We start from the raw sequence: 26368 nt of genomic DNA on the forward strand, positions 1-26368 counted from the left end.
ACTATAAGCGGACCGCGGTCCGATTAATTCCCCGGGCGCTAAAGTGTGACCTTGTGAACACCACACCCCTCCCGATGGCGAACCACGGCGACACCGAGCGCTGCGACGCCGCGCGCAACCGCCGGCGGCTGCTCGAGGCGGCGTCCCTGCTCGTCGCCGAACGCGGAGTAGATGCCGTCACCATGGAAGCGGTGGCCGCACGAGCCGGTGTCGGCAAAGGCACGGTGTTCCGCCGGTTCGGCTCACGCGCCGGGCTGATGCAGTCCCTGCTCGACCACACCGAGCGCGAACTGCAACAGGCATTCCTCACCGGCTCCCCGCCGCTGGGGCCGGGCGCCCACCCGGTCGACCGCCTCGTCGCCTTCGGCCGCGCGCGCATCGCGCTCATCGAAGTGCAGGGTGAGCTCGTACGGGCGACGGAAAGCTCGTCCGAGACACGGTTCTCGGTCCCTCCGCGCCTCATCTCTCTCACCCACATCGAATCCCTGCTGCGGGCGGCGGGCACGCCGGGAGATCGGTCGCTGCTCGCCCAGTATCTCTTCGCCCCGCTCGAGGCCTCGCTGGTGCTCCACCAGTGGCGGGTGCTCGGGTATTCGCTGGACCGCCTCGCCGACACCTGGGCCGACTTCGCGCGTCGTGTCGCCGGTCCGTCGGGCCCCGGCCCGGCAGACCGGCCCCGGAGCGTGAACTGATGCCCCGCGTACTCGGTATCCTCACCGTCCTCGTACTGGCCGGCCTCACCGCGGCCTGCGGCGACGGTTCCGGTGCGCCGCCGGCTTTCGGCACCGCCTCGGATCTGGTCGGCCGCACCTTCGTGTCGACCACGGTCACCGGTGCGCCCATCCCCGGCGACGGCCCGCTGATCATGGAGTTCCCCGAACCCGGGCGGATCGCCGCGACCGCGGGCTGCAACCACGCGATCGGCGCCGTCGATCTGGCGGAAGGGATCGTGACCGCCGGCGATCTCGCGATGACGCTGATGGCGTGCCCGCCTCCGCGCGACGGTGCCGACCGGTGGCTCTCGGCGCTGTTCGCCTCGCATCCGCGCTGGAGCCTCGACGGCGATGTGCTCACTCTCGATCGCGGCGCCGGGTCGATCTCCCTGACCGACAAGAAGGTCGTGGACCCGGACCGGCCGTTGATCGGCACCGAGTGGGCACTCACCTCGCTGCGTACCGCGTCCGCGATCGTCACGCCGGGCACACAGGCGCAGACGCCCACGCTCACCGTCGCCGAGGACGGCGCCGTGTACGGCAGCACGGGATGCAACCGGTTCCGGGGCCACGCGCAGATCACCGACACCGCAATCACCTTCGGCCCGCTGGCGACGACCCGCGCGGCCTGCCCGAACCCGGAGTCCGCCGACGTCGAACGCCACGTCCTCGGTGTGCTCGCGGGCGAGACCACCTATGCGATCGACGCCGCGACCCTGACGGTGACGGCAGCCGACGGGATTACCGGGATCGAATTCACCGCCTCCTGATCAGGTCGGGAGCGAGCTCAGTATCGGGAGGCGAGCCACTCAGCCAGGATACGGGCGCTCTCGTCGAGCTGCTTCGGCCAATCCATCGCCGATTCGTCGGCGTGATCGCTCACGTGCTTGACCAGCCGGCACCGGGCGCCCATCCGGTCGGCGGCATAGGCGATCGCGAATCCCTCCATGTCGACGAGATCGGCCCGCGCCGACAGCGCGTCGCGGACCTCGGCGTCGGAGACGAACGCGTCGCCGGTCGCGAGCACCGACCCGTCGCCGTCGTCGAGGGAGAGCACGTCGCGCACGGGGTGTCCGAGGCTGCGCAGCACTTCACTGCTGATGTCGTGGTTGATCACGGTGGACGGCACGTACAGACCACCGTGGTGGCGGTGCAGCGCCCCTGCGGTGCCGATGTTGACCACCAGCGGGCGTGTGTCCTCCGGATACCGGGCCAGGGCCGCCGTCACCGCGACCGCCGCGGTGACCTTCCCGATGCCGGTGACGAGGACGTCGTACCGGTCCGGCACGTGCGCGGCTTCGCCCTTCGTGGCGGATACGACGAGGATCCCGTTCACCTGCTGCCTCCGAGTTCGAGAGTCGCGAGCGCCGCCCGATGCAGCGCTCGCCCGTATCCGGCACCGTATCCCGCGGCGTGCACAGCCAACGGATGCAGCTGGTGCAGCGGAACCCGGTCCCGCCATCCGGCGCGCAGCGGATGCGCCGCCTCGTACCCGGCAAGGATGTCGTCGAGATGCGGGCAGCCGAACAGAGCGAGCATCGCGAGGTCGGTCTCCCGGTGTCCTCCGTGTGCCGCCGGATCGATGAGCACCACTTCGTGCGCCGACCACAGCACATTGCCGTTCCACAGGTCACCGTGCAGCCGCGCAGGTGGCTCGGGGTCGTCGAGGGCGCCGCCGCCGATCAGGTCACAAGCTCGTTCGATATCGGGCAGCTGCCGGCCGGTGACGCTGCCCGCCTCGACGGCGATGCGCACGAACGGAAGCACGCGCTCGACCGCGTAGAACTCGCCCCAGCTCGCATGCACCGTCCGGCTCATCGGACGCCGCCCGATGAACAGCTGCCCGTCGTATCCGTCCGGTGCGGCGCCGAACCCCGCCGCTCCGGCGTCGTGCATGCGGGCGAGACAGGAACCGAATCGCCCGGCAACGTCACCACCGGACGGCGACTCGGTGATGCGGTCGAGCACGATGTGGCCGGCGCCGACCTCACGGACTCGTGGCACGGGCATGCCCGCGTCGGCCAGCCACGCCAGCCCGGCGGCCTCGGCACGGAAGAAGTCGGGGTGTGCTCCGGGATCCTGTTTGCGGAAGACGTCGCGGTTGCTCACCGCACCGAGTCTGCCGTGCCGAAGACCCTGCGCGGCATACGTCGCCGTGATCGCGTGATCGCACTAGGGTTGCGGGGATGACGAATCTTCGCGCCCAGATCATCGATGAACTCGGGGTCAAGCCCACGATCGACCCGCAGAACGAGATCCGCTCGCGGGTGCGGTTCCTCGCGGACTACCTGCGCAGCACGCCGACGAAAGGCTTCGTGCTGGGCATCAGCGGTGGGCAGGACAGCACACTCGCCGGTCGTCTGACGCAACTCGCTGCCGAGCAACTGCGCGCCGAGGGCCACGACGCCGAGTTCGTCGCAGTCCGTCTCCCCTACGGCGTACAGGCCGACGAACACGACGCCCTGATCGCGCTCGAGTTCATCGGCCCCGACCGCACCCTGAAGATGGACGTCAAACCGGGAGCCGACGCGACCGCCGTCGAAGCGGGTCGCGCACTGCATGCGGACTCCGGGAACGAGATCGAACTGCGTGATTTCGTGCGAGGCAACATCAAGGCACGCGAGCGGATGATGCTGCAGTACGCGATCGCCGGTGAGCTGAATTATCTCGTCGTCGGCACCGATCATGCCGCCGAGGCCGTCACCGGCTTCTACACGAAATACGGCGACGGCGGCGTGGACATCACCCCCTTGGCGGGTCTGACGAAGCGGCAGGGCGCGGCGCTGCTGCGGGAACTCGGTGCTCCCGAGAGCACCTGGAGCAAGGTGCCCACGGCAGATCTCGAGGACGACCGTCCCGCCCTGCCCGACGAGGTGGCGCTGGGAATGACGTACAGCGAGATCGACGACTACCTCGAAGGCAAGGACGTCACCGGCGAACTCGTCGAGAAGCTCGAACGTCAGCACCGCATCACCCGGCACAAGCGCGCCATGCCGGTCGCGCCGTCCGACACCTGGTGGCGCTGACGCGGTAGGGCCGAGCCGCCGCAGGAAAGGGTTCAGCCGCCGGCGAAAGGCGGCAGAACGTCGACCCGCGGCCCGGCCTCGACGGTCAGGTCGCGGGTCAGCGCCGCCGAACCGACGGCGTCGCCCGGCTCGACGAGAAACGCGGCCACCGACAGGATCCGTTCCATGTCGAATCCGTGCCGGTCGATCAGGACCGCGCGCAGGGCGGCCAGGTCGGCACCGCCGGGCAATTCGATCGTTTCCTTGTCGCGGCCCGCGGCATCTGCCGCCGCCGCGAAATAGCGCACCTCGATACCGGTCACGCGATCATCCACCGATAGCTCCCATACTGCGTTGCGGCGGAACGAAATCCGCCGCGTCGATGCCGTGTCCGGCCCACTTGTTCCACATGGCGCCGCGCCAGAGCGCCGCGAGTTCGTCGTCGGTGGCACCGCCGCGCAGGGCCGCCCGCAGATCCGTCTCCCGGTCGCTGAACAGGCACGACCGGACGGTTCCCTCCGCCGTCAAGCGGGTGCGGTCGCAGTCCGAGCAGAACGACCGCGTCACCGACGCGATGACACCGACGGTCGCCGGGCCACCGTCGACGGTCCAGCGCTCGGCCGGCGCGGACGGGTCCTCACGTTCCGTTTCGGTCAACGCGAACCGCTGTCCGAGAACGTCGAGCAACCGCTGGGCGGGCACCATGTTCGCGCGCGCCCACTCGTGATCGGCGTCGAGCGGCATCTGCTCGATGAAGCGGAGTTCGACGCCCTCGTCGAGGCACCAGGCCAGCAGCTCGGTGGCGCCGTCGAGGGTCTCGGGCATGAGAACCGCGTTGATCTTCACGCGCGTGAAACCGGCGGTCTTGGCGGCGCGGATCCCGGCCAGGACCGAACCGATCCGATCCCGGCGGGTCAGCCGCGCGAAGTGCGCGCGGTCGACGGTGTCGAGCGAAATGTTGACGCGGGTCAGGCCGGCCTCGGCGAGGGCACGCGCCCGGTGTTCGAGGCCGATCGCATTGGAAGTGACGGCAAGCGGCACGCCGGGTGCGGTGCGGGAACAGCCGGCGATAATCTCTTCGAGGTCGCGGCGCATCAGGGGTTCCCCGCCGGTGAAACGCACTTCGCGGACCCCGAGCCTGCTCGTGGCGACTCCGACCAGTCGCACGATCTCGTCGGCGGTGAGCAGTTGTTCGCGCGGGATCGCCGGCAGGCCTTCCTCCGGCATGCAGTACGTGCAGCGCAGCGAACACTTCTCGGTGATCGATACCCTCAGATCGCGGGCGACCCGGCCGAACCGGTCGAGCAGTTCCGGCACGTCGGGACGATCGGACACGTCGTCCTCACGCACCCGCACGGACGGAATTCCCACATCCACCGTTGTCATCCGATCGCCTCCATGGCCCCAGTATGCCCACTGGCGGGCTCGGGCGAGCGGGGATACACACGACATCGGCCCGGCCGGCGCGCCGACCGCCGCAGCGACCGGTCCCGATGTGCCTAGTATGAGCGCCATGGCAGGCGGTAAACGGTCCGTGGAGGAACACGCAGCGCACGTTGCGAAGCTGCTCGCGGCGGTGCGCTCCGGGACGAGGGTTCGTATCCCGCTCTCCCGGGCGCTGCACCGTGCGCTCGCGGAATCGCTCGACGCGCCGATCGATCTGCCACCGTTCCGCAACTCCCAGATGGACGGATACGCCGTCGACTCGGCGTCGGTGGCGACCGTCCCGGTCACTCTCACGGTCCGCGGGGTACTCGCGGCCGGGGACGGCCGGGCCGAGCACGAACCCGGCACCGCGCTCAAGATCATGACCGGCGCCCCGATACCCGACGGCGCCGATGCGATCGTGCCCGTCGAGGACACCGAGGCCGACAAGCGCGCCGGGACGGTCACGGTGCACCGCACGGCACCCGCGGGCGCCTACGTGCGGGAGGCAGGCAGCGACATCCGCACCGGCGATCCCCTCCTCCCGGCCGGCACTGTGCTCGCCGCGCGGCACATCGCGGCGCTGGCCGCGGTCGGCGTGACCGACGTGTTCGTCCACGCGCGTCCCCGGGTCGCGGTGATCTCCACCGGCAGCGAACTCGTCCCGGCCGGTGACGCCCTCGCACCGGGCAAGATCTACAACTCCAACGGTCCAGCACTCGCCGCGAGCGCCATCGCGAACGGGGCCGACGTGGTCTCGATCGATCACAGCGACGACGACCCCGACGGTTTCGCCGAGATGCTCGCGCACGCGGTGGCGGTCGCCGACGTGGTGTTCACCTCGGGCGGCGTGTCGAGGGGGGACTTCGAGGTCGTCAAGGACACCCTCGAGCCCCGGGGTGGTGAATTCCTCTCGGTCGCAATGCAACCGGGCGGGCCCCAGGGCACAGCGGTGGTCGACGGCATACCGGTCCTGGCGTTCCCCGGGAATCCGGTGAGCGCCCTGGTCTCGTTCGAGATGTTCGCCCGGCCGGCGCTGCGCGAGGCCTCGGGGCTACCGGCCGTCGAGTACGAGGACCGGCCGCTCACAAGGGATCTCACGTCGATTTCCGGGAAACGACAGCTTCTGCGCGGCCGGCGGGACGGCACCGGCGTCGCACCCGCATCGGGACACGGCTCCCATCTCGTGGCCGGTATGGCCACGGCCGACGTACTGATCGACATTCCCGCCGACACCACCTCACTGAAGACCGGAGATCTCGTGAAAGTCATTCCACTGTGAGCGAATTGAGCCACATCGACGACCAGGGACGCGCACGGATGGTGGACGTGTCGGCGAAGGCGGACACCACCCGCACCGCAGTGGCCGCGGGACAACTCGTCACCACCCCCGAGGTGGTGGCGCTCGTGCGCGCCGACGACATGCCGAAGGCCGACGTGCTCGCCACCGCCCGCATCGCCGGAATCGCTGCGGCGAAACGTACCTGGGAACTCATACCACTGTGTCACCAGCTCGCACTCTCGTCGGTGAAGGTGACCTTCGACTTCACCGACACCGCGATCACCATCGAGGGCACCGCGAAAACCAAAGGCCCGACCGGAGTCGAGATGGAAGCACTCACCGCGGTGGCCGTTGCCGGACTGACCCTCCACGACATGGTCAAGGCCGTCGACCCCGCGGCGGTACTCGACGGGGTCCGGCTCGTGGCGAAGGACGGCGGCAAGCGCGGGCACTGGCGCCGCGACAGCCCCTCCCCCGCCTCCGAACCGGCGGCCGTCGAGCCGGAGATGCGCGAGCGCACCGCCGCGGTCCTGGTCTCCTCCACGGGAGTCGCGAACGGCACCCGCGAGGACCGCACCGGACCGATCATCGAACAATGGCTCACCGACCGGGGATTCACGGTCCGCGGTCCGCTCGTCTACGCGGACGCCCGGATCGGCGCGGGTCTGGCCGACGCGGTCGGCGGCGTCCCCGCTCTCGTGATCACCACCGGCGGAACCGGGGCCTCCCCGACCGACGCGACACCGGAAGCCACGCTGGCCCTGCTCGACCGGGAACTGCCCGGGGTCGCCGAATCCATTCGCCGGCGCGGGCTCGAGGTCACGCCGCACGCCGTGTTGTCGCGCGGGGTCGCCGGTCTCGTCGGACGCACCGTCGTGGTGAACCTTCCGGGCTCACCGGGAGGCGTGAAGGACGGCCTTGCCGCACTCGACCCGATCCTCGATCATCTGTTGGCACAAGTCGCGGGAGGCGGAGCACATGAGTGATCTGCTGGCACGGATTTCGTCGGAACCCCTGGATGTCGCGGCAGTGGACGCCGCGGTCGCCGGGCCGGAACACGGGGCGGTAGTGCTGTTCAGCGGCGTGGTCCGCAATCACGACGGCGGACAGTCGGTGACCGCACTCGAGTACCAGGCGCATCCGGACGCCGAGGCGTTCCTGCGCCGCTGCTGCGAACAGGTCGCGGCGGAATCGGGGCTTCCGGTCGCGGCGGTGCACCGAGTGGGCGATCTCACCATCGGCGATCTGGCCCTGGTCGCGGCGGTCGCCGCTCCTCACCGGGCCGAGGCATTCGCGACCTGCGCCGATCTCGTCGAGCGCATCAAACGGGAAGTGCCGATCTGGAAGCGGCAACGCTTCACCGACGGCGCCTCCGAGTGGGTCGGCCTGTAGTACTGCGCCGGACGGACGTGCGGCGTGGGGTAGGCTGACCGGGTTCGAGTGTCACGACGACACTCACCGTCGTGGGATACCGGCGGTCCGGGATCGTGCCCGGCCCGCAAGCACATGCATCGGCCTTCCTTGCGGCGATCCACCGCACCTCCGGGACGTACCCGGATGCGTGCACACACGCCGCATCGAAAGGCAGCGCTGTTCTATGACCACTTCTTTCTCCGATCTCGGTGTCCCCCGGACACTCGTCGCCTCCTTGAACGACAGCGGAATCACCGCTCCGTTCCCCATCCAGGTCGACACCCTTCCCGACACGCTGGCCGGCCGCGACGTGCTCGGCCGCGGCCGCACCGGCAGTGGCAAGACCCTCGCGTTCTCCATCCCGCTGGCCGCGCGTCTCGCCGGTGGCACCGCCCGCACGACCGGCCATCCCCGCGGGCTGGTCCTGGCACCGACCCGTGAACTGGCCACGCAGATCGCAGCGGTCGTCGAACCGCTCGCCCGCACCGCCGGTCTGCGCGTGACCACCATCTTCGGTGGCGTCTCCCAGAGCCGCCAGGTCGAGGCACTGCGACGCGGCGCCGACATCGTCATCGCCTGCCCGGGTCGCCTCGAAGACCTCATGCGTCAGGGTTTCGTCAAGCTCGACCAGGTCGAGGTCACCATCCTCGACGAGGCCGACCACATGGCCGACCTGGGCTTCCTGCCCGGTGTCACCCGGATCCTGAACGCCACCCCGCAGACCGGACAGCGCCTGCTGTTCTCCGCGACCCTCGACAACGGGGTCGACAAGCTCGTCAAGCGGTTCCTGCACAACCCGGTCATGCACTCGGTGGACGAGGCGAACTCTCCGGTGGCCGCAATGACCCACCACATCTTCGATGTGGCCGGTGTGGATGCGAAGAAGGCACTCGTCCGGACCCTCGCGTCGGGAACCGGCCGCCGAATCCTGTTCATGCGCACCAAGCATCAGGCCCGCAAGCTGGCCAAGCAGCTCACCGACTCGGGCATTCCCGCAGTCGATCTGCACGGCAACCTGTCGCAGAACGCGCGCGACCGCAACCTGGCCGCGTTCTCGTCGGGTGAGGCCCGTGTGCTCGTGGCCACCGACGTCGCCGCGCGCGGCGTGCATGTCGACGACGTCGAACTCGTGGTTCACGTGGACCCCCCGGCCGAGCACAAGGCCTACCTCCACCGGTCCGGCCGCACCGCGCGCGCCGGCAGCGCCGGTGACGTGGTGACCGTCGTGCTCCCCGAGCAGCGCAGGGACCTCGCCGTGATCATGCGTAAGGCCGCGATCACCGTCACCCCCGTGAAGGTGACCGCCGACTCCGAGCACGTGCTCGAGCTCGTCGGCGAGATCGCCCCGCACGTACCCCCGACCCAGAAGCCGGTCGCGGCCACGGGTTCGAGCCGTCCGCAGCGCAACGGCGGCGGTGCACGTCGACGGAACACACCCGGTCAGGGCGGCGGCTCACGTCAGGGCGCAGGCGCATCCCGTCAGGGCGGCAGCGGCGGTCACCGCAGCTCCGCCGGTCAGGGCGCCGGCGCAGCGGGACAGCGTCGTCCGCAGCGGCGGACGTCCGCGGCTCGCTGACCCTCTTCCCGGAACGTCAGCGTGGCGTGAACCGGTGGACGGCGTACATGGCGTCCGCCGACACCGGTTCCGTCGCCACGCACCTCGCCAGTTGCTCATGCGCTGCGTCGGTGTCGAGGTCGGCTCCGATCACGACGAGCTGGGTACCGTCCGGTACCGGCTCGCCGCGGCCGGCCGGTTCGAAGCGGATGTGATCGCCCACCGTGTGCAACAGATACGTGCTCGCGCGCAGACCCGCCGCGACACGGACATAACCCTTGATGCGGAACACCCCCGCGGGCTGGTTTTCGAGAAAGTCGACCAGCATGCGGGGGTGCAGCACGTCCGGTGACTCGAAGGTGATCGCGTCGTATCCGTCGTGCAGGTGCCCGTGTTCGGCATCGTCGCCGTGGTCGTCCTCGTACAGCAAGCGGTCGAGGGTGAGCTGCTCACCCGGTTGCGGACCGGGCCGTTCGGGAATGTCGAACAGCAGTCCGGGATCGATGCGCCCGTGCTCGGTCGAAACGACCGCCGCACGCGAGTTGAGCGCGCACAGCCGGCCCAGCAGATCGTCGTGCATATCGCCGTCGATGCGATCGGTCTTGTTCAGCAGCACCAGATCTGCCAGCGCGACATGCTGTTCGACTTCGGGGTGGCGGGCACGAGTCGCCTCGAATTCGGCCGCATCGACGACGAGCACCAGTCCCCCGTAGGCGACGTATTCGTTCTCCGATCCCGCGACGAGCCGAATCATGTTGCGCGGCTCGGCAAGTCCGCTGGCCTCGACGACGATGACGTCCAGTTCCGACGACCGGTGGGCGAGTTTGTCGAGCATCGCGTCCATGTCGCTGACGTCGACCGCGCAACACAGGCACCCGTTGCTCAGGGAGACCATCGAATCCACCTGGCCGGCCACCATCATGGAATCGATGTTGACCGAACCGAAGTCGTTGACGATCACGCCGATTCGGGCGCCCCGCGTATTGCGGAGCAGGTGATTGAGCAGCGTGGTCTTCCCCGAGCCCAAGAAACCTGCAACGACGACGACGGGGATCTGCCGCTTTGCCTTCTCGCCCACCCGGGCATGATACGTGTCCACCCGCGGCCCCATCCGTTCAGCTTCCGCGCTTGATCCACTCCTCGAGGTGCGGCGCTTCGGTACCGATGGTGGTGCCGTCGCCGTGCCCGGTGTGCACCGTGGTCTCGGCCGGTAAGGCGAAGAGCTTGTCGCGGATCGAGCCGATGATGGTCGGGAAGTCGGAGTACGAGCGTCCCGTCGCTCCCGGACCCCCCGAGAACAGGGTGTCTCCGGTGAACAACTCGCCTGCCTCGGGCAGATACAGGCACGTCGAGCCGGGTGAGTGACCCGGCGTGGCGATGGCCTGCATGTCGGTTCCCGCGACCGCGATCCGGTCGCCGTCTTCGAGGGTGCCGTGCGGGACGCCCGGGTGGGTCATCTCCCACAGCATGTTGTCGGCAGGGTTGAGCAGGATCGGCGCGTCGAGCCTCTCGGACAACTCGGGCGCGACCGTGATGTGGTCGTTGTGCGCGTGTGTACACACGATCGCGACCACCCGGCGACCTCCGACGGCGTCGATGATCGGCTGCGCGGTGTGCGCGGCGTCGATCACCACGACCTCCTCGTCGTTGCCGACGAGCCAGATGTTGTTGTCGACCTCCCATTCGCCGCCGTCGAGCGCGAAGATGCCCGAGGTGACGACCCGGTCGACGCGGATCGGCGAGGTGCTCACAGGACCACCACCGAACGCAGGACCTCACCACGGTGCATCGTCTCGAACGCTTTCTCGACGTCGTCGATGCCGATGCGCTCGGTGACGAACTTGTCGAGCGGCAGACGTCCTTGCTGATAGAGGTCGACGTACGTCGGGAAGTCGCGCTCGGGCAGGCAGTCGCCGTACCACGAGCTCTTCAGCGAGCCGCCGTGCGAGAAGAAGTCGATGAGCGGCATCTCGAGGGTCATGTCGGGGGTGGGGACCCCCACCAGCACCACGGTGCCGGCCAGGTCCCGGGCATAGAAAGCCTGCTTGTAGGTTTCCGGACGGCCGACCGCGTCGATCACGACGTCAGCGCCGAATCCGCCGGTGATGTCCTTGATTCGCTCGACCGCGTCCACGCTCGTCGAGTTGACCACGTGGGTGGCGCCGAGCTCGGTCGCCCATTCGAGCTTCTTGTCGTCGCGGTCGACGGCGATGATGGTGCCGGCCCCGGCGAGGCGGGCACCCATGATCGCGGCGTCGCCCACACCACCGCAGCCGATGACGGCGACCGACTGGCCCCGGGTGATGCCGCCGGTGTTCACCGCAGCGCCCAGGCCCGCCATGACACCGCAGCCGAGCAGACCGACGACGGCCGGATCCGCGCTCGGATCGACCTTGGTGCACTGGCCCGCGTGGACCAGCGTCTTGTCCGCGAATGCCCCGATTCCGAGCGCGGGCGACAGCTCGGTGCCGTCCTCGAGGGTCATCTTCTGTGTCGCGTTGAAGGTCGAGAAACAGTACTGCGGCTCGCCGCGCTTACACGCCCGGCACTGTCCGCACACCGCCCTCCAGTTCAGGACGACGAAGTCGCCGACCGCGACCGAGTCGACCCCCTCACCGACGGACTCGACGACCCCGGCGGCCTCGTGGCCGAGCAGGAACGGGAACTCGTCGTTGATACCGCCCTCGCGGTAGTGCAGGTCGGTGTGGCACACGCCGCACGCCGCGATTGCGACGACGACCTCACCGGGTCCGGGGTCGGGAATCACGATGGGTACTACCTCGACGGGAGCTCCCTTCGCGCGTGCAACGACTCCCCGGACTGTCTGCGACATGGTGGTGTCTCCTTCGTGGCTGTCTGGATGCGGACGGGTACTACCCGACCCTAACCGTCGTGCGCCGCGTGGGACATGTTCGAACGACCGGGGCGGATCTGCTCGAAGCGGCCGGATACCGTTACCCCGGATCTCGGTGATGTAACACAGTGAGCCGATTCTGCGACGTCTGTGGTGACCCGCTCGCATCCTTACTGGGATGTTCGAATCGGCGAGAAACGGATTGGTAAAGCCCATGGCTCTTCTGACATCGCTGTCACGCAGGAAAATCTTTGCCGGCGTGCTCGCGCCCACCGCGCTCGGAGTCGCGGCCGCGGTCGCGATCGCGTGGCCGCAGCCGACCGTGCCCACCGTGGCCGACCCTGCCCTCGCAGGCATGGCGTCGACGGCCGACTGCCACGACATGGTCAGTATCGGCATCGGCGGCCGCAACGACACGCCCCGCGATCAGACGAAGATGCTCGTCGACGAAAAGGGGAACGTGCTGCCCGCCGCCCAGCAGGGCGAGTACAAGAGCCACTGGGTGGATCCGGTCATCAACGCACCGTTGAAGGAGCACGAGGCCGGCAACGGGTATGCCGCGGTCTACGTCGAGTACCCCGCCGACCTCGGAAGCTACGAGCAGGCGGTGACGACGGGCGCCGACAACACCGTCAAGGTCATGCAGGCGATTCAGGCCTCGTGCCCCGACACCCAGTTCGCCATCGTGGGTTTCAGTGAGGGCGCCGACGTGGCCCGGCGTGCGGCGCTGCAGATCGGTAACCAGGAGGCCCCCGCAGAGGGCGACTCGTGGGCCATCGTCGACCCCGAGTCGGTCACCGGCGTGGTGATTCTCTCCGACGCCGGCCGTGCCACGGACGAAGGCTTCTTCCCGGGTGCGGAGAACGGCAACCCCGACAACTACGACCGCCCGTACCAGCCCGGCAAGGATCCGGTGTCCGGTGGCGGAGTGCTGCCCGGAACCAACGGTGAATTCGGCCACCTGAACGGCAAGGTCGCCTCCTTCTGCTCCGAGGGCGACTTCGCATGTTCGACGCCCGAGAACATCGCGTTGCTCGAACTCCTCGTCAACGTCGGTCGTCAGGTCAACGGTGACGCGCTCGAGCGTGAGGGACTGACGCCGGCCACAGGTGCGGATCTCGCACAGGTCGTGGGCGGGGTCGCCTTGATGGCCCTCGTCGATATTTCCGCGAACGAAAACTGGATGCGCTCCGACGAGACGTTCCTCGACGTCCTGATCAAGGTGTCCGACCCGGCCTACGACCCGGCAGCCCCCGCGGCCACACCGGCTGCTGCCGACGGCGACGACGCCGCCGCCGAGCCCATCCCCGCGGACCGGCTTGCCAACCTCGCGTACCTCCCGGAGAAGGTGCTCAAGGAAATTGTCGGCTTCGTCACCAGCAACCAGAACACCCTCGCGGTGGTCCTGAGCGACCCGTACGAGCAGACCTTCGGGTACGACGCCGAGAAGAACGACCACTACGGTCACCACTTCGACTACTGGGACGACAACATCGACGGCGAGGGTACGACCACCGTCGGGTATGCGGCCGACTGGCTCACGCACCTCGCCGAGCAGGCCAAGCAGGGCAAGGCCGTCTCGTCGGATGCGGAAGCGAAGGCGGTGCGCATGGCCGCTGTCCAGACCCCGGAGCCTTCCGAGACCACGGAGGCATCGGAGACCACGGAGACGTCCGAGACCCAGCTCGGTGAGACGGACGCACAGACCACGACGGTCGGGGAAGGCATCGCGCCGACACCGTCCGATCCCGCCACGGCGGGCACGGCTCCGAGTGGGGACCCGGCCCTGACCGCGCCGTCCGGCACGACGACTCCGGTCGCTCCCACGGTTCCGACCCCTACCGCCGGCACCGACGGCGTGGCAGTGCCCGAGGCGACGAACGGTGGGACAACGACCGATCAGTCCGCGACCATCGAGTCGACCACCGGGGAGCAGTCGGGTACCACCTCGTCGACCGGCACCCCGACGACGACCACCACGACCCCGGCACAGCCGGCCGCCTGAGAACCGAGAACTCGGCGTCAGCTCGCAGCTCTGATCCCGGCCTCCGCACCGAGCGCCGCGGCGTCACCTCGAGTACTGACGCCGAGTTTTCTCATTACACCGGCCAAGTGAAAGATGGTTCGGTCACCGTCCGCTTCGTCGGCTCGACCGGTACACGAAAGTCGGCCCTGAGCCGTCGGGTCAACTCGACGCCTCCAGCGCCGCGAGGCTGTCCTCGAGGTGACCGAGCAGCCGCTGCAAATGTGGGGCGTTGCGCCGGCAGCCGATCAACCCGAACTCCAGGTTGTCTCCGTAACTGAGCAGGGTGATGTTCAGCGACTGCCCTTCGATCGGCATGGATACCGGATACCACCCCTCCAATTCGGCATCCTGCCAGTACAACCGCTCTCGTGGACCGGGCACATTCGAGATCACTACGTTGTACGGGGGCGGCGCGGCCGCGGTGAACCCTGGAATCGCGTTGAGTCCGCTCGGTCCGATCGACGTCAACATGCCGATCGTGGACAACTGCAGCGGCGTGCGCCCACGCATCGTCTTCTTGGCGGCCAGCATCGACGCCTGAATGCGGGCGAGTCGCTCCGACGGGTCGGCCACGTCGGTGGCCAGTCGGCACAGCACCATCGTCACCGAGTTGCCGTCACTATCGCTGCGCGGCAGCGCAACCGGCACGGCGGCCACCAATGACTTCGACGGCAACCGGTCCTCGGTTTGCAGGTACGCGCGAAGCGCTCCCGAACACATCGCCAGCACGACGTCGTTGAGGGTGGCGCCATACCGCTCGGCCACCAGCTTGATCCGCTCGATCGACCACGACTGGGCCGCGAACCGGCGGGCACCCGTCAGCGGCCGGTTCAGCAGTGTCTTGGGTGCGCTGAACGGCAGCGCGGCATCAGGATTACGAACCCCCTTCACCGCGACGTCGGCGACGGTGGGCAATACGCCCACAATGTTGGTGGCCAGTGCTCCGGCCCGGGCCAGCGGCGCGGCGGAAACCGAGACGGGTGCGTCCACCGCCAGAGTGGGCCGCGGCCCCGGCGACCACAGCGCGCCCAGCTGGTCAGTGGGTTCCACCGAGAGCATGCGCATCGTGTTGCGGACCGCGTTCACCCCGTCGGTGAGCGCATGGTGAACCTTGACGTAGACGGCGAACCGGTTGTCGTCCAGTCCCTCGATCAGGTGGAACTCCCACAGCGGACGGTGCCGGTCGAGCAGGCTGCCGTGCAGCCGGGACACCAGTGCGAGCAGTTCGCGGACCCGGCCTGGACGTGGCAGCGCAGAGTGCCGCACGTGGTATTCCAGGTCGACGTCCTCATCGTCGGTCCAGCGCACCGCGCTGAGCGCGCCGGGCCAGGACGGCTTGCGCCGGTACATCGGAGCCAGCTCCCTGCAATCGAGCAGCCGTTGGTGCAGCGTCTGCACGTAGTCGGCCGGGGCGCCTTCGGGCAACCGGAAGATCTGGAGGCCGCCGACATGCATGGGGTGCTCACGCGTTTCGGACGCCAGGAACATGGCATCGAGGGGCGGGATGAACGTCATGGTGAATGCTCCGCTTGCGTGTGGTGTGGAGTCGGTGATCAGGTTGTCGTCGAGCCGGAACCGACCGGACATCGGCCGGCGGGCGCAGCCGTCGTCATTCGCCCACACCTGCCGCCGACTCAGCGGCGTTCCGGACGATCAGGTCGACGATCCGGCCGATAACCCCGGGCGCGATATCGTGGCCCATCCCGGCGATGGTGACGTGGCGGGCGCCGTGGATCGCCGCGGCGGTCGCCGCCCCTCCGCTGGGCGCCACGATGAGGTCGCGGTCGCCGTGGATCACCATCGTCGGGGCGGTGACATTACGCAGTTCGGCGGTGCGGTCACCGGATTTGAGTATCGCGTTGATCTGGCGCGCGACACCGTCGCCGGCCGCTTCCCGAAGCCCACGATCCCAGGCCCCGGCCGCGTACCGGGCCGCGCCGGCCTTGTCGATCGGGTAACCGGTGCCCGCCAGGTGGATCATCAACTTGACGTGCTTGTCGATGAACTTCGCGCGGTTGCGTGCTCCGGGGTTTGCCATGCGCAACTGCGTCGAGACGGCGGGCCGGCCGACCCGCTCGGCCCCGGTCGTGGAGAAGATCGTCGTCAACGATGCCGTCCGGGCCGGATGGCGGGCGGCGATCGTCTGCGCGATCATGCCGCCCATCGACATTCCCACCACATGTGCCCGCTCGACGCCGAGATGATCGAGCAACGCGATCGCGTCGCCCGCCATATCCGCCAGGTCGTACCCGTCCCCGCGGTGGCGGCGCAGCGCCCGGCGCAGCAGCCCCGGTGGCGGTGTCGTGGCCGGACTGGTCCTGCCGACGTCGCGGTTGTCGAACCGGATCACGTAGAAGCCCTGTGCGACAAGGCTATCGATCATGTCCTGCGGCCACGAGGTCAGGTCCAACGTCAGCCCGGCGATCAGCAGCAGCGGTGCAGCAGACGGGTCACCGTCGGTGCGATAGCACACCTCCCGATCGACACCGGCCCGACAGAATTGGTCGTTCATGCGGTCACCGCCGTCGTGTGAGCGGCCGCAACCGGGTCGCTGGTGTCGAACTGCAGGTTGGGGTCCAGCACCGAATCGCTGCGCAGGAGTCTGACGTCGGCGGTGTAGCTCGACGACATCATCCACGGAGCACCGTCACCCTGTTTGGGCATGAGCTTCAGCGCTCGCTGGACATAACCGGCGGAGAAGTCCAACAGTGGCCGGCCCTCCATCTCCGGGTCGCCGATCTCGGGACGTGCGGTGTCGAATCCGTTGCCGTCCATATGGGTCAGCAGCCGGCAGAAGTGCTCGCACAGCAGTCCGATCTTGAGCGTCCACGACGAGTTGGTGTAACCGACGGCGAACGCGAAGTTCGGCACGCCCGAGAGCATCATGCCCTTGTAAGCGAACGTCTCGGCGAAGTCGACCTGCTCACCATCCACAGTCAGATTCACCCCACCGAACATCTGCAGGTTCAACCCTGTTGCGGTGACGATGATGTCGGCATCGAGATGCTCGCCGGATTCCAGCTGGATCCCGTTCTCGGTAAAGGTCACGATGCGGTCGGTCACAACGGACGCGTTGCCGTCGGCGATCGCTTTGAACAGGTCACCATCGGGCACCGCGCACAGGCGCTGATCCCACGGGTTGTAGGACGGGTTGAAATGCGTGTCGACCGGATAGCCTTCGGGTAGCTGCTTGGCGTTGAGGTGACGGATGAGCTTGCGGGCCGGACCGGGGAAGGTCTGGCAGAACTGGTACACCGCACGTTGTCTGACGATGTTCTTGCGCCGGGTGAGCGCATACCCGCGCTTGTCGCCGAGCACCTTCTTGGCCGTGTTGGCGAACACGTCCTTGGCCGGGGTCGGCATGATATAGCTCGGCGAGCGCTGCAGCATCGTCACATGCGCAGCCTTGTCGGCCATCGCAGGCACCAGCGTGACCGCGGTCGCTCCGCTACCGATGATGACCACCTTCTTGTCGGTGTAGTCGAGCTCCTCCGGCCAATGCTGCGGGTGCAGAATCCGACCTGTGAAGCGATCACGGCCCTCGAAGTCCGGTGTGAATCCCTGGTCATAGCGGTAGTAGCCGCCTGCCATGAAAATCCAGTTCGCGCTGAACTGCAGCAGCTCTCCAGTCCGGGCGTGCTCGACGTCGACCGTCCAGCGTGCCCCTGTGCTCGACCACGCCGCACCCGACACCTTGTGGTGAAAGCGGATCTGCTCATCGATCCCGTTCTCAGCGGCGGTCTCGCGCAGGTAGGCCAGGATCTTGTCGGCCCCGGCGATGGCGTCGTCGTCGCGCCAGGGCTTGAACTCGTAGCCGAAGGTGTGCAGGTCGGAGTCCGAGCGAATCCCCGGATAGCGGAACAAGTCCCAGGTTCCGCCGCTGGCGCCGCGCGCCTCCAGGATCGCGTAGCTGCGGTCAGGATGTTCCTTCTGCAGATAGTAGGCGGCGCCGATGCCCGAGATGCCGGCTCCGACGATCAGTACGTCGACGTGTTCCGTGTGGACCATGACTGTGACTCCCTGTCGGCTTGTTGAAGCGATGTGATAATCGTCGCCTTCCCGACAGCTCCCAACCAAGGTCAGAACATCTCAATATCGCCTATTCGATGGTGCAGTCTGCACCGCAGCCTTACGGTGACCGAATGGTGTGGAAACAACCCTCGCCACGAGTCCGGGACCTGATCCGGCAGTGCTCCCAGCTCGTCGTCAACGCGCGACCGGAATGGCTGGACGAACTCGATGCGGCCGTCCTCGGAGCCAACCGGACGATTGCGTCGGATCCTGAGCTGGCGGCGGCGGTCAGCCACAGCAACCGGGCGAATATGTACTTCTGGGGCACGGCCAACGTCCGCGATCCGGGTGCCCCGGTACCCGCGAACACCGGTCCCGAACCGATGACCATCGCCCGTGAGTTGGTGCGCCGGGGGCTCGATGCGTATGCCTTGGACGCCTACCGGGTGGGCGAGGGAGTGGCCTGGCGCCGACTCATGGAGATCGCCTTCGAACTGACCACCGACCCGGCCGAACTGCGCGAACTGCTCGACGTGTGCTCGCAGTCGATCAGTGCGTTCATCGATGACACGCTGGCATTCATCGCCGGGCAGATCGAATTGGAGAGCGACGAACTCACGCGCGGCACCCACGCCGAGCGCCGCGAAACCATCGCGCTGATCCTCGACGGCGCACCCATAACCCGGCAACGCGCCGAGCATCGCCTCGGCTACGCACTGACCGGAAACCACACTGCCGCGGTCATTTGGAGCGACGACCCGGCCGGCGACCTGAGCCGGCTGGACCGCGCCACCGAGGCATTCGGCCAGGCGGTTGGCGCGCGACCGTTGAGTGTCCTCGCCAGTTCGGCCACCCGGTGGGTATGGGTGCGGGGAGTCAACGGTGTGGATGTGGCGACCCTCCACCATGCGATCGGCGGGGAGTCCGACATTCGTGTCGCGGTAGGACCGACAGCTGACGGAATGGATGGCTTCCGGCGCAGCCACTTCGACGCCCTTACCACCCAGCAGATGATGGCGCGCCTGCACTCACCGCAGCAGTTCGCGATGTTCGCCGACATCGAACTGGTCGCGTTGGTCACGGCCGACACCGATCGCGCCGCCGTCTTCGTCAAACACGCGCTCGGCGCCTTCGAGTTCGCGAGCGCCGAATTGCAGAACACGGTGCGAACCTTCGTCGGCGAGCAGTGCAACGCCTCGCGCGCCGCCGCTCAGCTCCATATGCACCGCAACACGTTACTGCGCAGGCTGGCCCGCGCCGACGAGCTGCTGCCCCGCCCACTGGCCGAGTCCGGCGTCAACGTAGCCATCGCCCTGGACGTCTTGCGCTGGCGCGGTGGGCAGCTCGGGTAGCTGCTGACGCCCAGCGCGTCTGGATCCCCGATTGTCTGAGCCCGGTTCAGAGTTTGGCGACTTCGCGCGAGCGTGAACGCAGCCGCAAACGACCGAACCGCCCTGACCAAAGGTCAGAGCGGCTCGATGTCGAGTGGAGCTAAGGGGACTCGAACCCCTGACCCCCACACTGCCAGTGTGGTGCGCTACCAGCTGCGCCATAGCCCCGTGCCGGTCCGGAGACCGCTCCTCGAGACTACAGGCGGAGGTACGGACCCTCGCCGGTAGGGGTCCCGACTGTGCGCCTGTCGAGGTCGCTGCGGCTGCTGTGTTCTATATGGAGTCCGAGACGAGATGGAGTCCGAGACGAGGCACGGGCCGGACCGATAGCGTGGAGGTACTTCGTAAGCTATCTTGCGGCAGCGACCCCATTACGTCAGCGACCACGGGATTCGATACGGGAGAGTCATGACCGATCGCACGAAGAACAAGGCAGGGCCGCCGCTGCTTTCCGGCGGCAACCCGCAGATCCCCAAAGGTGAGGGGGACGGCCCGGTGCGCGACTACATCGCCGCCATGCCCGAGTGGAAACGAGACGTCGGACAACGCCTGGACGACCTGATTGTCAGCACCGTCCCCGATGTCCACAAGGCCGTCAAGTGGAACCAGCCGTTCTACGGCCGCGAAGGCGAGGGATGGTTCCTGTCGTTCCGCTGCTACACCAAGTACGTGCAGGTGCAGTTCTTCAAAGGGACATCTCTGGACCCGATGCCGCCGAAAACATCCAAACACGATGAGGTGCGCTACCTCGACCTCTGCGAAGACGACGAGCTGGACGAGAACCGGCTCCGGTCCTGGTTCGAGCAGGCCGCCCGCCTGCCGGGCGAGAAGATGTGACGAGTTCTGAACGCCCAGCGGCGGGCTCCGGCCGGCATCAACCCGACCACAACGAAAAACCCTGCCCACCGATCACGGTGGACAGGGTTGCAACTTCGACCAAATGGTGGAGCTAAGGGGACTCGAACCCCTGACCCCCACACTGCCAGTGTGGTGCGCTACCAGCTGCGCCATAGCCCCATATTCGTTTTTCCGTGCGATCCGGGCGAGCCCTTCGCGCTGAAAGAAAACTACACCATTCGTCTCGACGCCAACAAATCGGCTGGTCAGCGCGGTGACGGAAGCGGGAACCCGTCACCGCGCCAGGCCGTATCAGCCCGCGACTTCGGCGACCCAGTTCTCGTTGCCGAGTGCGTCGACGACCACCCCGTTGTGGATGACGGCGGGCGTACCGGCCGCACCTGTCGCAGCGAGAGCCTGACGACCGGCTTCGGCGTCCGCTGCAGCCTGCTCGACGCGAGTACCGTCCGCGATGCACTGCGCGGCCTCGTCGGTGGCGCCGGCATCGCGGGCCATCTGCGCGAGCTGCTCGTTGTCGAGGTCGCTGTTGCCGCCCTCGGCAGGCTGGTTGTCCGGGGAGAACAGCGAGTCGTGGAACGCCGAGAACGCGATCGCGTCGCCGCTGTCGGCCACACACTGGGCCGCAGCAACCGAGCGGGTCGAGTAATCGCCGCTGCTCGAGAGCCGATCGAGGAACGCGAGGATGTGGTAGCGCACAGCGAGCCTGCCGTCGTCGACGGCCTGGGCGAGTTCCTGACCGTGTTTGTGCTCGAGTTCTGCGCAGTACGGGCACATCGGATCTTCGAAGAGGTCGATCGTCTCGGTTGCGTCGGGGAGCCCGAGCAGGATCGTGCCGTCGTCCTCGAGCGAGACCTGCACCGCCGAGTTCTGCACGGTGCCGTAACCGTCGTTGCGCGAATCGGTGCTGCCCGACTGCCACAGCACGCCGCCGATGACCAGCACCGCGACGACGGCCACAGCGATACCGCCGAGGAGATAGGTGAACTTGTTCGACGTCGGCTCCGGCGAGTATTTGACCGGTTTGACCTTTTTCGCGCTCACGGCTGTTGCCCTTCGTTCCTCGGGGATTCGTCCGGTCTCACTCTGCCATCACGGGCTGAGGTTCCGCTGAGAGGCGCGACCTCGGACCCAGCGCTGCCGGTGTCCGAGGAAACACGGTCAACCACACCGACAGGGCCAGGAATCCGATGTCCCGGGCGATTTCGAGGGCGTAGTCCCGGCCGTCGACGTCGGCGACGCCCCCGCCACCGAAACATCCACAGTCGATGGACAGGCCGCGCGACCAGGCCGACACGATCGCGCCGATGAGCACTATCAGCGCCGCCGCGCTCGCGACCGCAGCGGGGCGCACGGCCAGTCCGAGCAACAGCAACAGCCCGAGCAGCAGTTCGAGAACCGGAAACACCGCGGCGAACGGTCGTACGAGGTCTGTCGGCAACAACTGGTACGCGCGCACCGCAACCACGGTCTGGGTGGGATCGGAGAACTTGATCCACCCGGATATCAGCCATACGGCAGCGAGACCGAACCGCGCCACCACACCGACGATGCGCATCACCACGCGCTCGACAGTACCGAGATGCGGCTCAATGCCCCATGTCGTCCGTCACAGATTCCGTCACAGGTTTCGCACTGCGGCCCTTTCCGGCAAACAACCACGGCAGAGAAGTCGCCAGCATGATGACTCCGGTCACCGCGAATGCAACCGAATACGAGAGGTATTCGGCGAGCAGACCGGCCGCGATCGGACCGACCACGGCTCCGATGTCTGCCGTCATCTGGAAGGCGGCCAGCACCGGACCACCGCGCGCCTTGCTGCCGACCACGTCGGCGACCGCGGCCTGTTGTGACGGGTTGGACAGCCCCGAGCCCACGCCCGCGAGGAACGACGTGACGATGAACATGAGCAGGTTCTCGCTCAGCCCCATCGCGATGGTGCTCACACCGCACACCGCGAGCCCCGCCAGCACGAACGGCCGCCGACCGTAGCGGTCCGAGAGTTTGCCCGATTTGATGAGCACGAGAGCGTTGCCCACCGCGAACGTCGTCAGAGCGACCCCGGCGAAGGCTTCGCTCTGCCCGAGCGCCTCCACGACGAACAGCGGCACCATCGCCACGCGGACACCGAAGACGACCCAGCCGTTGGCGAAGTTCGAGCCGAGCGCAGCGCGATACGTCGGTGATTTCAGTGCCTCCGTGAACCGCATCGTCGGCGTTCCGTCGCTCTTCGCGGGCTGCGCAAGATGCGACGAGCGCAGACTGACCCCGACCACCGTCGCGGCGATCAGCAGCGCGACAGCGTAGATGAGAAACGGGGCCCTCAAGCCGAGTCCGACGAGGGCGCCGCCGACGAGCGGGCCGCCGATATTGCCGAGCAGGAAGCTGGTGGCGTACAGCGCGGCCACGCGACCGCGGGCATCCGGTGGCGCGATCCGCACCAGCAACCCGAGGGCCGAGACCGTGAACATCGTCGACCCGATCCCGCCGAGTCCGCGGAACACCAGCAGCTGCCAGTAGTTCGCCGCGAACGCACAGGCACCGGTGGACAGGGCCACGATGAGAAGGCCTGTGATGTAGACCGGCCGCTCCCCCAGCTTCTGGACCAGCTGACCGCTGGCCGGCGCGAACGCGAGCCGCATCGCCGCGAACGCCGAGATGACGACTGTCGCGGCGGTGACGCCGACGTCGAAACTCCGGGCAAATTGCGGTAGGGCAGGGGCGACGAGACCGAAACCGAGAGCAATCACGAAGCTCGCGGCGACCAACACCCAGATTTCCCGCGGCAGGGCCGCCTCACGTGTGCGCATGATGTCCCGATGTTAGCTATGCGCACGACCGATGCCGGAACGCTGTCCCGGCGGGTGATCACCGTCCCACTACCATTCGCCCGGTGACCGATTACGACGATCCAGACATGTTCGGGGGCCTCGACGCCTCCACCCTGCCGCCCCGACAGCAGCGGATTCTGGTGACGATCCGGGACTGGGTCGCCGCCACCGGATGCCCACCCAGCACGCGGCAGATCGGTGACGCGGTCGGCCTGCGTTCGTCGTCGTCGGTGTCCAGGCACCTGAAGAGCCTGGAGGAGAAGGGCTTCCTCAGCAGGGGCGCGGCTGTGACCCGGCAACTGGACGTGCGCCCGTTCCTCGCGGGCGTGGCCCCGGACCGTCGCTCCCACAACACCGTGACGGTGCCGGTGGTCGGCGACATCGCTGCCGGTGCGCCGATCCTCGCCGAAGAGCACACCGACGAGATGCTGACCCTTTCCCGCGAGCTCGTCGGCTCCGGCACCGTGTTCGGGCTCAGAGTGCGCGGCGACTCGATGGTCGACGCGGCGATCTGCGACGGCGATGTCGTCGTGGTCCGGCGACAGGACGAGGCGCACTCCGGCGAGATCGTCGCCGCGATGATCGACGGCGAAGCCACGGTGAAGGTGCTGCGGCGCCGAGGCGGCCACGCCTATCTCGAACCCCGGAATCTCGCTTACGCCGTCATCGACGGCGACGACGCGGTCGTGCTGGGCAAGGTGGTGTCGGTGATGCGCCGGATCTGACGACTCGGGTGTCAGCCCAGGACCGACGACACCAGCTCCCGTGCGGCGTCCTGCACCTGGGCGAGATGTTCCGGTCCGAGGAACGATTCGGCGTAGATCTTGTACACGTCCTCGGTGCCGGACGGGCGCGCCGCGAACCACGCATTCTCGGTGGTCACCTTCAGTCCCCCGATGGCCGCACCGTTGCCCGGCGCCTCGGTCAGGGTCGCGGTGATCGGTTCGCCGGCCAGCTCGGTCGCGGTGACCTGGTCGGGCGACAACTTCGCCAGCACCGCCTTCTGCTCCCGCGTGGCGGGGGCGTCGACGCGCGCGTACGCCGGATTTCCGTATTGCTCCGCGAGTTCGGCGTAGCGCCGGGACGGAGTTGTGCCGGTCACCGCCGTGATCTCGGCGGCGAGAAGCGCCATGACGAGGCCGTCCTTGTCGGTGGACCACACGGAACCGTCGCGGCGGAGGAACGACGCACCGGCGCTCTCCTCGCCGCCGAATCCGACGCTGCCGTCGAGCAGGCCGGGCACGAACCATTTGAATCCGACCGGCACCTCGATCAATTCCCGACCCAGACCGGCGGCGACACGGTCGATCATCGAGGAGCTGACCAGTGTCTTGCCGACCTTGCTGGTGCTCGACCAGCCCGGCCGATTCCGATACAGGTAGTCGATGGCAACCGCGAGATAGTGGTTGGGGTTGAGCAGGCCACCGTCGGGTGTCACGATGCCGTGCCGGTCGGCGTCGGCGTCGTTGCCCGTCGCCAGGTCGTAGTTCTCGCGGGCGCCGATCAGCGACGCCATGGCGTTGGGAGACGAGCAGTCCATGCGGATCTTGCCGTCGGTGTCGAGCGTCATGAAGCGCCAGGTGGCATCGACCAGCGGATTGACCACCGTCAGGTCGAGACGGTGCCGCTCGGCGATCTCCCCCCAGTAGTCCACGCTGGCACCGCCGAGCGGGTCGGCGCCGATCCGCAGGCCCGCGTCGCGGATCGCGTCGAGGTCGACGATGCCCGGCAGGTCGTCGATGTAGGTGGCGAGGAAGTCGTAACGTCCCGCCGCCGCGAGGGCCGATGCCGCCGGTACCCGCTTGACACCGACAAGTCCGCCGGCGAGCAGCTCGTTCGCGCGGGCGGCGATCACCGAGGTCGCAGCGGTGTCGGCCGGACCGCCGTGCGGGGGGTTGTATTTGAAGCCGCCGTCGCGCGGCGGATTGTGTGACGGAGTCACCACGATGCCGTCGGCGCGGGCACCGTTACCTGCGTTGTGCCGGAGGATCGCGTGACTGACCGCGGGTGTCGGTGTGTACCGGTCGCGCGAGTCGACGACCACCTCGACATCGTTGGCGACGAGCACCTCGAGCGCCGTCGTCCAGGCCGGTTCCGACAGCGCGTGGGTGTCCCGGCCGAGGAACAGCGGACCGGCGGTGCCCTGCCCGGCCCGGTATTCGGCGATGGCCTGGGTGGTCGCGAGGATGTGTTGCTCGTTGAAGGCGCCGTCGAGACTCGAACCACGGTGCCCGGACGTACCGAAGGCGACCTGCTGCAGAACGTTCTCGGGGTCGGGCTGCACGGTGTAGTAGGCGGTCACCAGGTGCGCGAGATCTTCCAGATCCTCCGGTGCTGCCGGCTGCCCTGCTCGTTCGTGCGCCATGAGGCCTCCTCGTCGATGTGTCGCTTCATATCCTGCCTGTCGCGGCGCACGGCCGCGATGTGGAACCCCGATGTGCTCCGACCGCCCGGCGGATACGGCTTCCGGATACGACGAAGGCCCCGGCCCGGTCACCGTGTGCGGTGTTCCGGCCGGGGCCTTCGTGCGTGTTGGTGGAGCTGCCGGGAATCGAACCCGGGTCCTCCGCCGCCTCGCCAAGGCTTCTCCGTGTGCAGTTCGCTATGCCTCTACTTGGATCTCCCGGTCTCGCGAACAAGCCGTGATGACGATCCCAGTCGCTGTTTGATGTCCCGTACGACTCCGCGACCGAGCCGGACGGTAAAGCCCTCTAGCTGATGCCAGTACCCGGATCGAGGGCGAACCCGGACTGACAGACACGCAGTCGCTACTTAGGCAGCGAGTGCGTAGTCGCGCTGATTGGAATCGGCGCTTAATTGGTTGCAGCGACGCTTACGGTGGTCTCTTGCCTGCACCGACACGCTTCCCTTGACTCAACGTACGCAGTCGAAACCGTTCAGCCCCGTACGCGCCTGCGAACCTCGCAGGACTACCCACTGTAACGTCACGTCCTCCCCAAGTCATTCCCTTTTCCACCGGCGTGTTCATGACACCGATCACACGGGA

25 protein-coding genes, 2 tRNA genes and 1 other RNA gene are annotated in these 26368 nt (G+C 67.8%); 11 read left to right on the top strand and 17 right to left on the bottom strand.

The window, feature by feature from the left end; all coding sequences use genetic code 11:
- Nucleotides 1–74: 74 nt before the first annotated feature.
- Nucleotides 75–692, top strand: a complete 618-nt coding sequence (locus Q8814_RS03515) for a TetR/AcrR family transcriptional regulator (RefSeq protein WP_330150674.1) — start codon at nt 75–77, stop codon at nt 690–692.
- A complete protein-coding gene (locus Q8814_RS03520; protein ID WP_330150623.1) occupies nt 692–1483 on the top strand; it encodes an META domain-containing protein in 792 nt (263 codons plus the stop codon). The genes Q8814_RS03515 and Q8814_RS03520 overlap by 1 nt, the downstream gene beginning before the upstream one ends.
- Nucleotides 1484–1500: 17 nt before the next feature.
- Here Q8814_RS03520 and Q8814_RS03525 read toward each other — a convergent pair whose 3' ends face one another.
- Together Q8814_RS03525 and Q8814_RS03530 are read right to left on the bottom strand one after the other, a co-directional pair.
- A complete protein-coding gene (locus tag Q8814_RS03525) occupies nt 1501–2049 on the bottom strand; it encodes a nucleosidase (RefSeq protein WP_330150624.1) in 549 nt (182 codons plus the stop codon).
- The gene (locus Q8814_RS03530; RefSeq protein ID WP_330150625.1) at nt 2046–2822 is read right to left on the bottom strand and encodes a fructosamine kinase family protein; all 777 of its coding nucleotides are present in this window, start codon (nt 2820–2822) and stop codon (nt 2046–2048) included. The genes Q8814_RS03525 and Q8814_RS03530 overlap by 4 nt, the downstream gene beginning before the upstream one ends.
- A 77-nt stretch (nt 2823–2899) precedes the next feature.
- Here Q8814_RS03530 and nadE point away from each other — a divergent pair, with 77 nt between their 5' ends.
- Complete coding sequence (gene nadE, locus Q8814_RS03535) at nt 2900–3739, top strand: ammonia-dependent NAD(+) synthetase (RefSeq protein WP_330150626.1); 840 nt, start codon at nt 2900–2902, stop codon at nt 3737–3739.
- 32 nt (nt 3740–3771) lie between these two features.
- Here nadE and Q8814_RS03540 read toward each other — a convergent pair whose 3' ends face one another.
- Complete coding sequence (locus Q8814_RS03540) at nt 3772–4041, bottom strand: MoaD/ThiS family protein (protein WP_408015821.1); 270 nt, start codon at nt 4039–4041, stop codon at nt 3772–3774.
- 4 nt (nt 4042–4045) lie between these two features.
- Entirely contained in the window at nt 4046–5104 is a 1059-nt protein-coding gene (moaA, locus tag Q8814_RS03545; protein ID WP_330150628.1) for a GTP 3',8-cyclase MoaA, read from the bottom strand.
- A 127-nt stretch (nt 5105–5231) separates the two neighbouring features.
- Between moaA and Q8814_RS03550 the strand changes: the two genes are divergently transcribed.
- From Q8814_RS03550 to Q8814_RS03565, 4 genes are all read left to right on the top strand, one after another.
- Nucleotides 5232–6425 (top strand): molybdopterin molybdotransferase MoeA, encoded by a 1194-nt coding sequence (locus tag Q8814_RS03550; protein ID WP_408015823.1) that lies wholly within the window; start codon nt 5232–5234, stop codon nt 6423–6425.
- Nucleotides 6422–7411: a bifunctional molybdenum cofactor biosynthesis protein MoaC/MoaB gene (moaCB, locus tag Q8814_RS03555; RefSeq protein WP_330150630.1), complete on the top strand. Its 990-nt coding sequence runs from the start codon at nt 6422–6424 to the stop codon at nt 7409–7411. The genes Q8814_RS03550 and moaCB overlap by 4 nt, the downstream gene beginning before the upstream one ends.
- Nucleotides 7404–7817 (top strand): molybdenum cofactor biosynthesis protein MoaE, encoded by a 414-nt coding sequence (locus tag Q8814_RS03560; protein WP_330150631.1) that lies wholly within the window; start codon nt 7404–7406, stop codon nt 7815–7817. Before moaCB ends, Q8814_RS03560 begins: the two co-directional genes overlap by 8 nt.
- Before the next feature lie 205 nt (nt 7818–8022).
- Nucleotides 8023–9414 carry a DEAD/DEAH box helicase gene (locus Q8814_RS03565; protein ID WP_330150632.1) on the top strand — a complete coding sequence of 464 codons (1392 nt, stop codon included), beginning with the start codon at nt 8023–8025 and terminating at the stop codon, nt 9412–9414.
- A 16-nt stretch (nt 9415–9430) separates the two neighbouring features.
- Here the strand turns inward: Q8814_RS03565 and Q8814_RS03570 are convergent, their stop codons facing one another.
- From Q8814_RS03570 to Q8814_RS03580, 3 genes are read right to left on the bottom strand one after another with little or no spacing between them, the layout of a single operon-like run.
- Nucleotides 9431–10504 carry a CobW family GTP-binding protein gene (locus Q8814_RS03570; RefSeq protein WP_408015822.1) on the bottom strand — a complete coding sequence of 358 codons (1074 nt, stop codon included), beginning with the start codon at nt 10502–10504 and terminating at the stop codon, nt 9431–9433.
- Between the two features lie 4 nt (nt 10505–10508).
- Nucleotides 10509–11144 carry an MBL fold metallo-hydrolase gene (locus tag Q8814_RS03575; RefSeq protein WP_330150634.1) on the bottom strand — a complete coding sequence of 212 codons (636 nt, stop codon included), beginning with the start codon at nt 11142–11144 and terminating at the stop codon, nt 10509–10511.
- Nucleotides 11141–12226: an S-(hydroxymethyl)mycothiol dehydrogenase gene (locus Q8814_RS03580; RefSeq protein ID WP_330150635.1), complete on the bottom strand. Its 1086-nt coding sequence runs from the start codon at nt 12224–12226 to the stop codon at nt 11141–11143. Before Q8814_RS03580 ends, Q8814_RS03575 begins: the two co-directional genes overlap by 4 nt.
- A 235-nt stretch (nt 12227–12461) precedes the next feature.
- On the opposite strand from Q8814_RS03580, the gene Q8814_RS03585 reads away from it, so the two are divergent.
- Nucleotides 12462–14252, top strand: a complete 1791-nt coding sequence (locus Q8814_RS03585; RefSeq protein WP_330150636.1) for a cutinase family protein — start codon at nt 12462–12464, stop codon at nt 14250–14252.
- Between the two features lie 180 nt (nt 14253–14432).
- On the opposite strand, the gene Q8814_RS03590 is transcribed toward Q8814_RS03585, so the two are convergent.
- The 3 genes from Q8814_RS03590 to Q8814_RS03600 form a co-directional block, all read right to left on the bottom strand.
- Entirely contained in the window at nt 14433–15788 is a 1356-nt protein-coding gene (locus Q8814_RS03590; protein ID WP_330150638.1) for a WS/DGAT/MGAT family O-acyltransferase, read from the bottom strand.
- Between the two features lie 94 nt (nt 15789–15882).
- A complete protein-coding gene (locus Q8814_RS03595) occupies nt 15883–16785 on the bottom strand; it encodes an alpha/beta fold hydrolase (protein WP_330150640.1) in 903 nt (300 codons plus the stop codon).
- Complete coding sequence (locus tag Q8814_RS03600) at nt 16782–18281, bottom strand: flavin-containing monooxygenase (protein ID WP_330150641.1); 1500 nt, start codon at nt 18279–18281, stop codon at nt 16782–16784. Before Q8814_RS03600 ends, Q8814_RS03595 begins: the two co-directional genes overlap by 4 nt.
- Before the next feature lie 134 nt (nt 18282–18415).
- Here Q8814_RS03600 and Q8814_RS03605 point away from each other — a divergent pair, with 134 nt between their 5' ends.
- Nucleotides 18416–19636 carry an Rv1453 family transcriptional regulator gene (locus Q8814_RS03605; RefSeq protein ID WP_330150642.1) on the top strand — a complete coding sequence of 407 codons (1221 nt, stop codon included), beginning with the start codon at nt 18416–18418 and terminating at the stop codon, nt 19634–19636.
- 134 nt (nt 19637–19770) lie between these two features.
- On the opposite strand, the gene Q8814_RS03610 is transcribed toward Q8814_RS03605, so the two are convergent.
- Nucleotides 19771–19843: transfer RNA gene (locus tag Q8814_RS03610), tRNA-Ala, on the bottom strand.
- A gap of 240 nt (nt 19844–20083) precedes the next feature.
- On the opposite strand from Q8814_RS03610, the gene Q8814_RS03615 reads away from it, so the two are divergent.
- Nucleotides 20084–20512, top strand: coding sequence for a DUF1801 domain-containing protein (locus tag Q8814_RS03615; RefSeq protein WP_330150643.1), 429 nt, complete (start codon nt 20084–20086; stop codon nt 20510–20512).
- Nucleotides 20513–20616: 104 nt separating this feature from the next.
- Here Q8814_RS03615 and Q8814_RS03620 read toward each other — a convergent pair.
- The 4 genes from Q8814_RS03620 to Q8814_RS03635 form a co-directional block, all read right to left on the bottom strand.
- Nucleotides 20617–20692 (bottom strand) — tRNA-Ala (locus tag Q8814_RS03620).
- A gap of 132 nt (nt 20693–20824) precedes the next feature.
- Nucleotides 20825–21574, bottom strand: coding sequence for a DsbA family protein (locus Q8814_RS03625; protein WP_330150644.1), 750 nt, complete (start codon nt 21572–21574; stop codon nt 20825–20827).
- 37 nt (nt 21575–21611) lie between these two features.
- A complete protein-coding gene (locus tag Q8814_RS03630) occupies nt 21612–22088 on the bottom strand; it encodes a MauE/DoxX family redox-associated membrane protein (RefSeq protein ID WP_408015824.1) in 477 nt (158 codons plus the stop codon).
- Between the two features lie 31 nt (nt 22089–22119).
- The gene (locus Q8814_RS03635) at nt 22120–23340 is read right to left on the bottom strand and encodes an MFS transporter (RefSeq protein ID WP_330150646.1); all 1221 of its coding nucleotides are present in this window, start codon (nt 23338–23340) and stop codon (nt 22120–22122) included.
- A 107-nt stretch (nt 23341–23447) separates the two neighbouring features.
- Here Q8814_RS03635 and lexA point away from each other — a divergent pair, with 107 nt between their 5' ends.
- On the top strand, nt 23448–24086 hold the full coding sequence (gene lexA / locus Q8814_RS03640) for a transcriptional repressor LexA (protein WP_330150675.1): 639 nt from the start codon (nt 23448–23450) through the stop codon (nt 24084–24086).
- An 11-nt stretch (nt 24087–24097) separates the two neighbouring features.
- On the opposite strand, the gene pgm is transcribed toward lexA, so the two are convergent.
- Both pgm and ssrA read right to left on the bottom strand, forming a co-directional pair.
- Entirely contained in the window at nt 24098–25726 is a 1629-nt protein-coding gene (pgm, locus tag Q8814_RS03645; RefSeq protein WP_330150647.1) for a phosphoglucomutase (alpha-D-glucose-1,6-bisphosphate-dependent), read from the bottom strand.
- Nucleotides 25727–25894: 168 nt separating this feature from the next.
- Nucleotides 25895–26266, bottom strand: a transfer-messenger RNA (tmRNA) gene (gene ssrA / locus Q8814_RS03650).
- Nucleotides 26267–26368: the final 102 nt, after the last annotated feature.

The organism is Rhodococcus chondri (assembly GCF_036327435.1).
GTDB classification, from domain to species: Bacteria; Actinomycetota; Actinomycetes; order Mycobacteriales; family Mycobacteriaceae; genus Rhodococcus; species Rhodococcus chondri.

Bases quoted from the DNA above. Each gene is read 5' to 3' on its own strand.
- Q8814_RS03515 (WP_330150674.1), top strand. From the start codon at position 75: ATGGCGAACCACGGCGACACCGAGCGCTGCGACGCCGCGCGCAACCGC.
- Q8814_RS03520 (WP_330150623.1), top strand. From the start codon at position 692: ATGCCCCGCGTACTCGGTATCCTCACCGTCCTCGTACTGGCCGGCCTC.
- nadE (WP_330150626.1), top strand. From the start codon at position 2,900: ATGACGAATCTTCGCGCCCAGATCATCGATGAACTCGGGGTCAAGCCC.
- moaA (WP_330150628.1), bottom strand. From the start codon at position 5,104: ATGACAACGGTGGATGTGGGAATTCCGTCCGTGCGGGTGCGTGAGGAC.
- Q8814_RS03550 (WP_408015823.1), top strand. From the start codon at position 5,232: ATGGCAGGCGGTAAACGGTCCGTGGAGGAACACGCAGCGCACGTTGCG.
- Q8814_RS03560 (WP_330150631.1), top strand. From the start codon at position 7,404: ATGAGTGATCTGCTGGCACGGATTTCGTCGGAACCCCTGGATGTCGCG.
- Q8814_RS03565 (WP_330150632.1), top strand. From the start codon at position 8,023: ATGACCACTTCTTTCTCCGATCTCGGTGTCCCCCGGACACTCGTCGCC.
- Q8814_RS03570 (WP_408015822.1), bottom strand. From the start codon at position 10,504: ATGGGGCCGCGGGTGGACACGTATCATGCCCGGGTGGGCGAGAAGGCA.
- Q8814_RS03580 (WP_330150635.1), bottom strand. From the start codon at position 12,226: ATGTCGCAGACAGTCCGGGGAGTCGTTGCACGCGCGAAGGGAGCTCCC.
- Q8814_RS03585 (WP_330150636.1), top strand. From the start codon at position 12,462: ATGGCTCTTCTGACATCGCTGTCACGCAGGAAAATCTTTGCCGGCGTG.
- Q8814_RS03590 (WP_330150638.1), bottom strand. From the start codon at position 15,788: ATGACGTTCATCCCGCCCCTCGATGCCATGTTCCTGGCGTCCGAAACG.
- Q8814_RS03595 (WP_330150640.1), bottom strand. From the start codon at position 16,785: ATGAACGACCAATTCTGTCGGGCCGGTGTCGATCGGGAGGTGTGCTAT.
- Q8814_RS03600 (WP_330150641.1), bottom strand. From the start codon at position 18,281: ATGGTCCACACGGAACACGTCGACGTACTGATCGTCGGAGCCGGCATC.
- Q8814_RS03605 (WP_330150642.1), top strand. From the start codon at position 18,416: ATGGTGTGGAAACAACCCTCGCCACGAGTCCGGGACCTGATCCGGCAG.
- Q8814_RS03615 (WP_330150643.1), top strand. From the start codon at position 20,084: ATGACCGATCGCACGAAGAACAAGGCAGGGCCGCCGCTGCTTTCCGGC.
- Q8814_RS03630 (WP_408015824.1), bottom strand. From the start codon at position 22,088: ATGCGCATCGTCGGTGTGGTGGCGCGGTTCGGTCTCGCTGCCGTATGG.
- Q8814_RS03635 (WP_330150646.1), bottom strand. From the start codon at position 23,340: ATGCGCACACGTGAGGCGGCCCTGCCGCGGGAAATCTGGGTGTTGGTC.
- lexA (WP_330150675.1), top strand. From the start codon at position 23,448: ATGTTCGGGGGCCTCGACGCCTCCACCCTGCCGCCCCGACAGCAGCGG.
- pgm (WP_330150647.1), bottom strand. From the start codon at position 25,726: ATGGCGCACGAACGAGCAGGGCAGCCGGCAGCACCGGAGGATCTGGAA.